This window comes from Variovorax sp. 22077, from assembly GCF_052044195.1.
In the GTDB taxonomy this organism is placed as follows: Bacteria; Pseudomonadota; Gammaproteobacteria; order Burkholderiales; family Burkholderiaceae_C; genus Variovorax; species Variovorax atrisoli.
Genome location: NZ_JBQEQC010000011.1, coordinates 44,840 through 56,320, shown reverse-complemented (window position 1 = coordinate 56,320; position 11,481 = coordinate 44,840). Strand labels below are relative to the sequence as shown.

The following is an 11,481-nucleotide window of genomic DNA, read 5'->3' as shown; positions in this document are numbered from 1 at the left end:
GGAGAGGAGACAAGACCAGCGGCTCATGGGTTGAGCTCCTCGCGCATGCGCACTGCCGCGAGCTGCACCGCGTCGAGGATCTCGATGTGCGTGCCGCAGCGGCACAGGTTGCCCGACAGTTCGGCGCGGATGCGCTGCTCGCTCGCCTGCGGATCGCGTGCGAGCAGCGCGGCGGCCTGCATCACCATGCCGTTGAGGCAGTAGCCGCACTGCGCGGCCTGCGCCTCTTCGAAGGCGGCCTGCACCGGGTGCCAGCTGCCGCGCGAGCCCAGGCCTTCGAGCGTGGTGATGGCGCGTCCCGCCACGCCGTGCGCCGGAATCACGCAGGAGCGCGCGGCCACGCCGTCGACGTGCACGGTGCATGCACCGCACTGTCCCAGCCCGCAGCCGTACTTGGGGCCGTTCAGCCCCAGGTCATTGCGCAGCAGGTGCAGCAGCGTCGCCTCGCGCGGCACACCTTCGATCGATTGCGCCCGGCCGTTGACCAGCAGGCGCAGCGGCTCAGCGCCGCAACTGGCCGTCACGGGTGTACATCTCCAGATCGACGAAGGTCGAGCCGTTGTGGTTCTTCGCGCTGTACTCGACGGGGAAGTCGCCGAAGCGCGTACTGCCGATGCTCTCCAGGCCCGCGATGAAGTTGTCGCGCGTGAGCGCCTTGCCCGCGCGGCGCAGGCCCTCGACCATCACGCGCGCGACGATGTAGCCCTCCAGCGCGGTGTAGCTGTCGATCTTCTCGCCGAACTCGGCGCGGTCGCGCTGGTAGTCGGCCACGATGGGCACGCGCTGCGCCTGCGGCGGCGGCACGATGCTGGCCGTGACCAGGCCCGCGAGCTTGCCGTCGAGCCGCTTGGCCGAACCGGCCGCATCGGTGATGCCGACCGACAGCGTGTACAGCGGCGAGCCCACGGCGCTGGCGCGGTAGTCGCGCATGAACACTTCCACCATCCGCCCGGCCATGATCATCACGACCGCGCCCGGCTTCGTCTCCGCAAGGCCGGCGACGACCTGCTTCGCGTCCTCGGCCGCGATGGCCAGCGGGAAGGTCTTGAGCACCTTCACCTTGTAGTCGGCCGCGAGTTCCTCGCAGGTGGCGAGGTTCGACTTGCCGAAGGCGCTGTCCTGGTAGACCACCGCGATCGACTGGATGCCGATGGTCGAGAGGTGGCTGATGATCTTGCGCAGCTCCAGGTCGTAGCCCGCGCGCACGTGGAACAGGTAGCGGTTGACCTTGGTGCGGAACGACGTGGTGCCCACCAGCGGCGCGAACATCGGCACGCCGGCCTTCTCCGCGAGCGGCATCGCGGCAGCGAGATTGCCGGTGGCCACGTAGCCGGTGAGCGCGAAGACCTTGTCCTCGTCGATCAGCTTCGCGGTGTTCACGGCCGTCTTCGCGGGGTCGTACGCGTCGTCGTAGGTCACCAGCTCGATCTTGCGGCCGTTCACGCCGCCCGACTTGTTGACCCGGTCGAAGTAGAGCTTGATGCCCGCGCGGTAATCGATGCCGAAGTCCTTGGCCGGTCCGCTGAACACGGCCGACTGGCCGATGCGGATGGTGGTGTCGGTCACGCCGGTCGTGCCGTTGTCCGCGCGCGCCGGCCGCAACAGGCCGGGGCCGAGCGCCAGGGCGGCGGCGCTCGCCACCATGGCACGCCTTGAGATCGAGGGCTTCATGCGTCGTGGGTCCCGTGTTCCTGTTGCTCTTTCGGAGTCTTGAGGCGATGCGCGCTCAGGCGGTCTGGATGTCTGCCGACTGGATGCGCTTGACGCCCCTGGCCGTCATCTGCTTCCAGGCCGCGGCCAGCGAGCCGTTGAGGTCGATGCCGCGCGTGGCGTCCTCGATCACGTAGGCCTCGAAGCCGGCCTTGCGCGCATCCATCGCGGTCCAGGCCACGCAGAAGTCGGTGGCCAGGCCGGTGACGAACACGGTCTTGATGCCGCGCGCCTTCAGGTAGCCGGCCAGGCCCGTGGCCGTCTTGTGGTCGGCTTCCTCGAAGGCCGAGTAGCTGTCCATGTCCTTGTGGAAGCCCTTGCGGATGACGAGCTGCGCGGTGGGCACCTTCAGGTCCTTGCCGAGCGCCGCGTCGTCGGTGCCCTGCACGCAATGGTCGGGCCACAGCACCTGCGTGCCGTAGCTGAGCTTGGTGGTCTCGAAGGGCTTCTTGCCGCTGTAGGTGCTGGCGAAAGATGCATGGCCCGCCGTGTGCCAGTCCTGCGTGACCACGATGTTCTCGAAGGCCGGCGCGAGCGCGTTGATCACCGGGATCACCTCGTTGCCGCCCTTCACCGCGAGCGTGCCGCCGTCGAGAAAACAGTTCTGCACGTCGACCACGATCAGCGCCGCCTTGGCGCCGGGCTTGATCTTGCCGGCCGCGAAGGCGTTGAAGGCGACACTGCCGAGGCCACCGGCCAGCCCGAGGGCGGCGGCGGATTTCACGAGGGTTCTGCGATGCATGGCGTGGACTCCTGGTAGGACTGGAAGGGGAACTTGAATCAGGACAAGAGAAACTTTCCAGGAACACCACGGAACCGGCTTTGCCGGGCCGTCGGTGTTGCCCCCTGCAAGGGGGTTGGCGAAGCGACACGAAGTGCGCGAAGACTGGGGGTGTGCTTCATGCTAGACGCTGAGGTAGGCACGGCGGACTTCGTCGTTCGCCGCCAGCTCGGCCATCGTGGCGTGATAGCGGATCTGCCCCTTCTCGAGCACATAGGCGCGGTCGGACACCAGTTCGGCGAAGTGCATGTTCTGCTCCGACAGCAGGATGCTCACGCCCTGCGCCTTGAGCTCCAGGATCATGTTCGCCATCTGCTCGACGATCACCGGCGCCACGCCTTCGGAAGGTTCGTCGAGCAGCACGAGGTAGGGGTTGCCCATGAGCGTGCGCGCGACCGTGAGCATCTGCTGCTCGCCGCCGCTCATGCGCCCGCCCGGGCGGTTAGGCATCTCGCCGAGGTTGGGGAAGAGCTTGAACAGCCGCTCGGGCGTCCACAGCGGCGCGTCGCTGCCGTCGGCCCAGCGGCGCGCGGCCTGCTTGCCGACCTCGAGGTTCTCCATCACCGTGAGGTCGGTGAACACGCGGCGGTCCTCGGGCACGAAGCCCAGGCCCAGGCGCGCCGCGTGGTGCGGCTCGCTCTTCGAGATGTCGTGACCCAGGAAGCGAACGGCGCCGCGGCGCTTGGTGAGCATGCCGATCAGCGCCTTCAGCGTGGTCGACTTGCCCGCGCCGTTGCGGCCCATGAGCGCGACCACTTCGCCGCGGCGCACTTCGAGATCGACGTCGTAGAGGATCTGCGCGGCGCCGTACCAGGCGCACAGGGCCTTGGCCTGCAGGAGGGGTTCATGTGTGCTCATCAAATTGCCTCCGTGCTTCGCACTGCGGTGCTGGCTTGCTTGGGGCGGCCCGGCGCTTCGCTCATGCGGCTTCTCCAACGGCTGCGGCCTTCTTCTCGAATGTCTTGCCGGTGCCGAAGTACACCTCCTGCACCTTGGGATGGTCGCGGATCTCCAGCGGCTTGCCCTGCGCGATGAGGCGTCCGCGCGCGAGCACGATCATGCGGTCGGCGTACGCGAACACCACGTCCATGCTGTGCTCGGTGAAGAGCACGGCCATGCCGCGCTGGATGACGAGTTCCTTGGTCAGCGCCATGAGCGAGTTGCGCTCCTTGGGCGCCATGCCGGCGGTGGGCTCGTCCATCAGCAGCAGCTTGGGCGAGTTGGCCATCGCGATGGCGAGCTCGACGCGTTTCACGTCGCCGTATGCGAGCACGCTGCAGGGCCGGTCGGCCTGCGACTTCATGCCGACCTGGTCGAGCAGCGCCAGCGCTTCCTCGCGCTTGTGGTCGGCGGCGCGGCGCCACGTGGAGAAGAGCTTGCGGTCATGCGACAGCAGCGCCATCTGCACGTTCTCGACCACGGTGAGCGAGGCGAAGGTCTCGGCGATCTGGAAGGTGCGGCCCACGCCCATGCGCCAGATCTCGCGCGGCTTGCGGCCCACGAGTTCGTGGCCGTCCAGCGTGATGGAGCCCTGGTCGGCCTTGAGCTGGCCGTTGACCATGTTGAAGGTTGTCGACTTGCCGGCGCCGTTGGGCCCGATCAGCGCGAGCAGTTCGCCGGGCGGCAGCTCGAAGCTGATGCCGTCCACCGCCTTCACGCCACCGAAGGACTTGCCGAGGTTCTCTACCTTGAGGAGCGTTCCGGTCATGCCTTCACCTCCTCGAGCTTGGCCTTGGCTTCGGTCCTTGCAGCTTCGTCTTCCTTCGGCGCGCGCCAGCGGTCTGCAAGCTGCTTGATGGAGCCCGCGATGCCCTGCGGGAACAGCAGCACCAGGATCAGGATGATGGCACCCAGCATCGCGCGCCAGTAGTCGGTGTTGCGCGCCACGGTGTCGTGCAGCCAGGTGAAGGTGACGGCACCTACCACCGGCCCCGCGAGCGTCTGGATGCCGCCGAGCAGCACCATCACGAGGCCGTCGACCGACTTGCCGACCGACAGCGTCTCGGGCGAGATGCTGCCTTTCGAGAACGCAAAGAGCGCACCCGCCAGGCCCGCCACGGTGCCCGCGATGATGAACGCCACCCACTGCATGCGCTTGACGTCGATGCCGATGGCATCGGCGCGCAGCACCGAGTCGCGGCCCGCGCGCATCGCGTAGCCGAAGGGCGAGAACAGCACGCGCCGCAGCCACCACACGCCCGCACCCACGAGCACCAGCGTGAGCCAGTAGTAGGCCCGCTTGTCGGAAAGCCACTCGGAGGGCCACACGCCGGTCAGGCCATTGCTGCCGCCGGTGAAGCTGTCCCACTGGTAGGTGATGGCCCATGTGATCTGCGCGAAGGCCAGCGTGAGCATGGCCAGGTACACGCCCGACAGCCGCACCGCGAACCAGCCGTAGACGAAGGCGCCGAGCGCGGCCACCAGCGGCGCGACGATCAGCGCCAGTTCCATGGGCAGGTGCAGCGCACGCACCAGCAGCGCCGCACCGTACGCGCCGAGGCCGAAGTACGCGGCGTGGCCGAAGGAATGCATGCCGGCCGGCCCCATGATGAAGTGCAGGCTGGTGGCGAACAGGGCCGCGATCATCAGGTCGATCATCAGCACCGTGGTGTAGGGCGAGTTCACCGTGAGGAAAGGCACCACGGCCAGCAGCAGCGCGAACGCGGCGGCCGCCACCATGTAGGCGTTGCCCGGGCGGCGCAGCGGTTCTTCCTGCATGCCCACGTAGCGGCTCGGCGCCTGCGGACGGCCGAACAGGCCCCAGGGGCGCCACACCAGCACGATGGCCATCACGAGGAAGTCGACCATCAGCGTGAGCTTCGAGAACGAGACGTCGATGCCGAAGATCTGCACCACGCCGAGCCAGATGCACACGGCCTTGATCTCGGCGATGAGCAGCGCGGCCATGTAGGCGCCGGGCAGCGAGCCCATGCCGCCCACCACCACCACCACGAAGGCGGCGCCGATGGTGTTCAGGTCCATCTCCAGCGTGGCGGGCTCGCGCGGCAGCTGCAGCGCGCCGCCGAGGCCCGCGAGCAGGGCGCCGAGCGCGAACACCGCCGTGAAGAGCCAGGCCTGGTTGACGCCGAGTGCGCTGACCATCTCGCGGTCTTGAGTTGCGGCGCGCACCAGCGTGCCGAAGCGCGTGCGGGTGAGCAGCAGCCACACGAGGCCCAGCACCACCGGGCCGACGACGATCAGGAACAGGTCATAGGAAGGAAACTGACGCCCGAGGATCTCGACCGAGCCCTTGAGGCCGGGCGCGCGCGGACCGAGCAGTTCGTCGGGCCCCCACAGCCAGAGCACCGCGTCCTTGATGACGAGGACCAGCGCGAAGGTGGCCAGCAGCTGGAACAGCTCCGGCGCCTTGTAGATGCGGCGCAGCAGCACCACCTCGATGATGGCGCCGAGCACGCCCACCGCCAGCGCGGCGATCAGCAGCGCGGGCCAGAAGCCCAGGCTCGAGCCCAGCTTGTCGACGAGCGTGTACGCGAGATAGATGCCCACCATGAAGAACGAACCATGGGCGAAGTTGACGATGCGCGTCACGCCGAAGATCAACGACAGACCGGCCGCCACGAAGAAGAGCGAGGACGCGCCGGCCAACCCGTTGAGCAACTGAACAACAAAACCTGAAAAACTCATCAAGGATCCTTTGCTCGCCCCCAGGCTTGCCCACTTCGTGTGGCCGCCACCCCCTACCGGGGGCTATACCAGCGGCCCGGCAGAGCCGGTTCCGCGGTATTCCTGGAATGGTCCGCTTTCAGTGAAGATGTTGGTCTGTTGCGCGATCAGTCCGCAGGGCGCATCTTTTTCACTTCGTCATCGCTCGGCTGGAACTTGGCGCCGTCGAGGTAGACATAGTCGACCATCACGCCCTTGCCGCCGTCGTTCTTGGTCTTGCCCACGTACGCGCCCATGGTGGACTGGTTGTCCTGCGCGCGGTAGCTGATCTTGCCGAAGGGCGTGTCGACCTGCAGGCCCTTGAAGGCGGCCACGAGCTTCTCGGTGTCGGTGCCGCCGGCCTTCTTGATGCCGGCCGCGATCGAGTGGATGGCGCTGTAGCCGACCACCGAGCCCAGGCGCGGGTAGTCCTTGAACTTGGCCTGGTAGGCATCGAGGAAGGCCTTGTGCTCGGGCGTCTTCACGCCGTTCCAGGGATAGCCGGTGACGATCCAGCCGTTGGGCGCCTCGTCCTTCAGCGGGTCGAGGTACTCGGGCTCGCCGGTCAGCACGCTCACCACCTCGCGGTCCTTGAAGAGGCCGCGCGTGTTGCCTTCGCGCACGAACTTGGAGAGGTCGGCGCCGAAGAGCACGTTGAAGATGGCGTCGGGCTTGGCATCGGCCAGGGCCTGCACCACGCTGCCCGAATCGACCTTGCCCAGCGGCGGCGCCTGCTCGGCGACGAACTCGACGTCGGGCTGCGCAGCCTTCAGCAGCGTCTTGAAGGTAGCGACCGAAGACTGGCCGTATTCGTAGTTGGGGTACACGAGCGCCCAGCGCTTCTTCTTGAGCTTGGCGGCCTCGGGCACCAGCATCGCGACCTGCATGTAGGTCGAGGGGCGCAGGCGGTAGGTGTACTTGTTGCCGTTGCTCCAGACGATCTTGTCGGTGAGCGGCTCGGCGGCGAGATAGAAGAACTTCTTCTGCTTGGCGAAGTCGGTCAGCGCCAGGCCGGTGTTCGACAGGAAGGCGCCGGCCAGCACGTCGATCTTCTCGCGCGAGATGAGCTCCTCGGCCACGCGCACGGCGTCGCCGGGGTTGGCGTTGTCGTCGCGGCTGATGAGCTCGATCTTCTTGCCGTTGATGCCGCCCTTGGCGTTGATCTCGTCGACCGCGAGCTCCATGCCCTTCTTGTAGGGCTCGAGGAAGGCGGGCTGCGCCTTGTAGCTGTTGATTTCGCCGATCTTGATCACGCCCTGCGCGTGCGCGGGAACGAGGGCCGTGGCCAGCGTGACGACGGACGCGGCGCAGAAGACATGGCGCAATGGATTCATCGAGAAGCTCCTAGGGGTTAAGGCAGAAAGAATTCGAGTTGTACGGGCGCGGGGCTTTGGATGGACGATGCGGCGCGTCTCAGCGCAGGCCGTCTTCGCCCTTGATCTCGGAGACCTGCAGGCCGCCGATGCGCGGCAGCGGACGGCCGCTGTCGGTGACGGCCACCGCCACCACGATCTCGTTGGCGCGCGGCGCGTCGCTCACGCGGGCTTCCACCGCGTCGAAATGGCTGCGCACGAAGGCGGCGTCCTTGTGGCCCAGCGGCACGTCGATGGCGGTGCCCAGCGTGCCCTGCTTCTTGGCCGAGGGCACGAGCGCCGCGCCCTTCTCCACCGCCACGCGCAGCGGCGCGCCCAGCTTGGGATGCAGGATGGCGGCGGCATGTTCGAGCTCGCCACGCTCGCCCACGATGGCGGCCTTGCCGTAGCTCTGCGCCTGGCCGGGCTCGATGCCCAGCGCCTTCACGGCCTTCTGGCCCAGCAGCGCACCGAGTTCCTCGCCGATGGCGATCAGGTCGTCGAGGTTCTCGCTGTAGCGGCCGGCGTAGGGGTTCTCGATCACGGCGATGGCGACGGCGCGGCGCGTGGGCGGCGTGATGTCCTTGCCCATTTCGCGGCGGGTTTCATCGACCTGTACTACGAGCTTGCGGATGTTGGCGGTCATGTTCTGTGTTCCTTGTCTCTGTATGGATGCTGCGGCTCAGCGCAGGCCATCCCATTTGCTGATGTCTTTGGCGAGCAGGCCACCGACGCGTGCGTGGACGCGATACCCGGTGCTCATCGCGAGGATGAAGACGATCTCGTCGGCCGCCGGCGCGCCGGGCACGCGCACTTCGATGGCGTCGAACTGGCCGCGCACATAGCTGGCGTTGATGTTGGTCAGCGGCACATCGAGCGCGGCGCCGGGCGGGCCGACCTTCTTGGTCGAAGGCACGATCGAGAGCGCATTGCCGGGCTGGCCGGTCTTCTCCTCGGCCTTGCCCGCGGTGTAGGCGGCGCGGCTGCCCTTCCAGCCGAGCAGTTCGCGCATCGCGTAGCCGCCGGGCACGTGCCACAGCGCGCCGTGCTCCAGTTCGCCGTCGGCGCCGACGATGGCACCCTTGCCGTAGGTGGCGATCTGCTCCAGCGGCACGTCCATGGCGGCATGCAGCCGGTGCGCCATGTCGACGCCCACCGGGTCGAGCAGCGCCATCATCGGCAGGATGTCGGGCTCGTAGCGGCCGGCGAACGGATTGGTCAGCACCGCGCCGATGGCACCACGCACCAGCGGGGTGTCGGCACGCGGTCCGAACTCGTGGTGAATGTGCTCGACCTGGGTGAAGACGCGGCGTATTTCGATCATGAAAAAGAACCTTGCTTTTCGTTAAGCAAATACTGAACCAACTGATTTCGGCAGCTCTGTGTCGAGCGCCTTCGAGCATAAGGGCTCGACGAGTTTCCACTGCCCCTGGCAAACGAGTAGAGCAGCCCAGACGAGCCCTCCTTTTTGCAGGACCTTGGCGCAAACCACGCCCGTATCGAGTGCGCTGCGCACCTGCGCGGGGGCCAGCTCGGGCACGTCGACGGTGACGAGCGTGTCGCCCAGGTCGCTGTCGTCCTTGCACTCGTTCGCGGGGCGGCGCGCGATGGCCTCGTCGTCCACGTCGACGGCGTTGGCGATCACTGTCGCGGCGGCATCGGCCTGCGCTGCGGTGGCGGCCAGCACCGTCACGCTGTCGGCGATGCCCAGCGAGAAGCTGCGCCCGCGCCAGCCGCTGGTGGCGACGCCGCGCACGGGCTGGTCGGCGCGCAGCTCGAACTGGCCGTCGGTGGTGAGGATGCCGCCTTCGCCGGCAAGATGGCTGCGCAGGTCGAAGCGCGCGATGTCGGCGAACACGCCCACGCGCGCGGACTGCCCCGGCGCGAGGTGCAGCGCGATGTCGCCGCCGTTGTTGATCCACGCGCGTTCGATGCCGGGGCGTTCGTAGAAGGCGATGAGCTCCTGCGCCACCGAGCCGGCCACTGCCGCCATCGGCGTGATGAACATCGGCGAGAACGCAGCGCAGGCGTCCCACATGCGGCGCGCCACCACGTTGCGCGGGCGCATCCTGTCGGTGACGGGCAGGCGCAGCAGCGGCAGCTCGCGCACCAGCTCGTCGAGCACGTGGACGAAGCGCGCCCATGCCGCATCGTGCGCAGCGGCCACGGCATACGGGTCGCCGTGCGCCTCGGCCACGATGTCGATCGGGCCGTGGTTGAAGTGCCAGCGGCTCTTGTCGAGCGCACTGCGTTGGGCGGACATGATCAGCCCAGCATCGGGGCGTGGCCCAGGGGCCACGGGTTGGCGTCGTCCACCGCGAGCCATTGGCGCGCAAGCGGTGCGCCGTCTTCTTGCCATGCACCGCGCGCGAGCGCCTGTTCGAGCGGGAAGATGTGTTCGACGTGACCGCCGAGCGCCTCGTAGTCGTCGCGCCGCATGCTGAACTCGATGGGTGCGACGATGGCAGGCGTGGGCACGGTGCCGAAGCTGTTGTCGGGCATGCGCATGACGTCGGCCATCACGGTGATGCCGCCGCCTGGCCACACATAGGCCGGCGCGCCGCCGCAGGTGACGTTGACCAGCGCGCGCTTGATGGCGCGCGTGAGCAGCACCGGGTTCTCGGTGACCCCCGCGCGCAGGCTGCCGCCCGCACCACCGAGGAACAGCACCGTGCACAGCGACGGTTCGCAGTTCTCGCCGATTCGATCGACGATGCGCTTCACCTCGGGCGGCATCGGCTGCTCGACGGGCTTGAGCGCGTCGTCGAGCACGTACCACTGCGCATGCTCGCCGGTGGTCGACGTCATGAGCAGGCGCAGGCCCGGGCGCGCGACGCCCTCTTCCCAGCCTTCGATGATCGCGAGCGGATCGGCGATGTCGGTACCGCCCCAGCCGTTGCCCGGGTTCGCCACCTGGAAGTAGCGCCCCGGCGTGGACTTGCGCCCCAGCATCTGGATGCCCGAGGGCGCCATGTCGAGGCAGCGGCCGGCCTGGTGCTCGGTGAGCACGCCGGTGATGTGGTCATCGACCACCACCACCTCGTCGGCCACGCCGGCGAACTGCCGCGCGAAGATGCCGACCGCGGCCGAGCCGCAGCCCACGCGCATGCGCTGCTCTTCCACGCCGTTGACGATGGGCGCCTTGCCGGCCTGGATGACGAGGGTGGAGCCGCCGTCGATGGTGCACTCCACCGCCTTCTTGTTGCCCAGCAACTGCATCAGCTCGGCCGTCATGCGGCCTTCCTTCTTGCTGCCACCGGTGAGGTGGTGCACGCCGCCCAGCGAGAGCATCTGCGAGCCGTATTCGGCCGTGGTCACGTGGCCCACGACCTCGCCGCGGTAGCGCACGTTGGCCTGCTCGGGGCCGAGGAAGCGGTCGGTGTCGATCTTCACCTTGAAGCTGCAGTAGCTGAAGATGCCTTCGGTGACGACGGTGACCATGTCCACGCCCTGGGCCTTGGAGGCCACGATGAAGGGCGCGGGCTTGTAGTCGGGGTAGGTGGTGGAGGAGCCCACGCCGGTGACGAAGACTTCGTCGGCGTGCAGCAGGTCGCCGTTCCAGTCGGAGGCGGCATCGCCGGCCTCGGCGCCGGGGCGGTCGAAGGGCACCAGCGCGGGCGCCTCGCTCTCGATCGTGCGGCGCAGCAGCACGACGGGATCGACGCGCACCAGCACGCCCTCCTTGTTGGCGTAGCGGTCGCAGGCGCCGCTGCGGCCCTCGGAGATCTGGCACAGCACCGGGCAGGCGTTGCACTCGACCTTGGCGGAGCTCATGCGCTCGTTGCGCAGCGGTGCCTTGCCGAAGGCGCTGCTGCCGGCTTCGGCCACCACGGGCATGTCCATGCCGGGGAGGCCGTCTGTCTTGGTGTGTTCTGTCATCGGGGCGATCTCGTGGGCGTTCGGTGTTGGGCGAAGTGCGAATCCGGGCTGTCGGGGTTTGCAACAAACGTGCCGTCCGCCCGCTTGTGCATCGAC

11 protein-coding genes are annotated in these 11,481 nt (G+C 67.9%); all 11 read right to left on the bottom strand.

The genetic code is table 11. The features are described from left to right. Positions 1 to 23 precede the first annotated feature (23 nt). The gene (locus ACTJLF_RS17260; RefSeq protein ID WP_440883577.1) at positions 24 to 524 is read right to left on the bottom strand and encodes a (2Fe-2S)-binding protein; all 501 of its coding nucleotides are present in this window, start codon (positions 522 to 524) and stop codon (positions 24 to 26) included. Continuing rightward, positions 502 to 1,671 carry an ABC transporter substrate-binding protein gene (locus ACTJLF_RS17255; RefSeq protein WP_416492615.1) on the bottom strand — a complete coding sequence of 390 codons (1,170 nt, stop codon included), beginning with the start codon at positions 1,669 to 1,671 and terminating at the stop codon, positions 502 to 504. The genes ACTJLF_RS17260 and ACTJLF_RS17255 overlap by 23 nt, the downstream gene beginning before the upstream one ends. Before the next feature lie 55 nt (positions 1,672 to 1,726). After that, positions 1,727 to 2,452, bottom strand: a complete 726-nt coding sequence (gene pncA, locus ACTJLF_RS17250; RefSeq protein WP_019658422.1) for a bifunctional nicotinamidase/pyrazinamidase — start codon at positions 2,450 to 2,452, stop codon at positions 1,727 to 1,729. A 162-nt stretch (positions 2,453 to 2,614) separates the two neighbouring features. Further along, positions 2,615 to 3,349, bottom strand: a complete 735-nt coding sequence (locus tag ACTJLF_RS17245; protein WP_126184188.1) for an ABC transporter ATP-binding protein — start codon at positions 3,347 to 3,349, stop codon at positions 2,615 to 2,617. Positions 3,350 to 3,410: 61 nt separating this feature from the next. Then, positions 3,411 to 4,199, bottom strand: a complete 789-nt coding sequence (locus ACTJLF_RS17240) for an ABC transporter ATP-binding protein (protein WP_132751848.1) — start codon at positions 4,197 to 4,199, stop codon at positions 3,411 to 3,413. Continuing rightward, entirely contained in the window at positions 4,196 to 6,136 is a 1,941-nt protein-coding gene (locus ACTJLF_RS17235; RefSeq protein ID WP_019658425.1) for an ABC transporter permease, read from the bottom strand. The genes ACTJLF_RS17240 and ACTJLF_RS17235 overlap by 4 nt, the downstream gene beginning before the upstream one ends. Positions 6,137 to 6,282: 146 nt before the next feature. Then, positions 6,283 to 7,488, bottom strand: coding sequence for an ABC transporter substrate-binding protein (locus ACTJLF_RS17230; RefSeq protein ID WP_019658426.1), 1,206 nt, complete (start codon positions 7,486 to 7,488; stop codon positions 6,283 to 6,285). Between the two features lie 79 nt (positions 7,489 to 7,567). Beyond that, the gene (locus tag ACTJLF_RS17225) at positions 7,568 to 8,152 is read right to left on the bottom strand and encodes an amino acid synthesis family protein (RefSeq protein WP_126184190.1); all 585 of its coding nucleotides are present in this window, start codon (positions 8,150 to 8,152) and stop codon (positions 7,568 to 7,570) included. Positions 8,153 to 8,188: 36 nt separating this feature from the next. Continuing rightward, positions 8,189 to 8,830: an amino acid synthesis family protein gene (locus ACTJLF_RS17220; protein WP_019658428.1), complete on the bottom strand. Its 642-nt coding sequence runs from the start codon at positions 8,828 to 8,830 to the stop codon at positions 8,189 to 8,191. 21 nt (positions 8,831 to 8,851) lie between these two features. Further along, complete coding sequence (locus ACTJLF_RS17215) at positions 8,852 to 9,769, bottom strand: UPF0280 family protein (RefSeq protein WP_132751847.1); 918 nt, start codon at positions 9,767 to 9,769, stop codon at positions 8,852 to 8,854. A gap of 2 nt (positions 9,770 to 9,771) precedes the next feature. Continuing rightward, positions 9,772 to 11,385, bottom strand: coding sequence for a 6-hydroxynicotinate reductase (locus tag ACTJLF_RS17210; RefSeq protein ID WP_440883576.1), 1,614 nt, complete (start codon positions 11,383 to 11,385; stop codon positions 9,772 to 9,774). Positions 11,386 to 11,481: the final 96 nt, after the last annotated feature.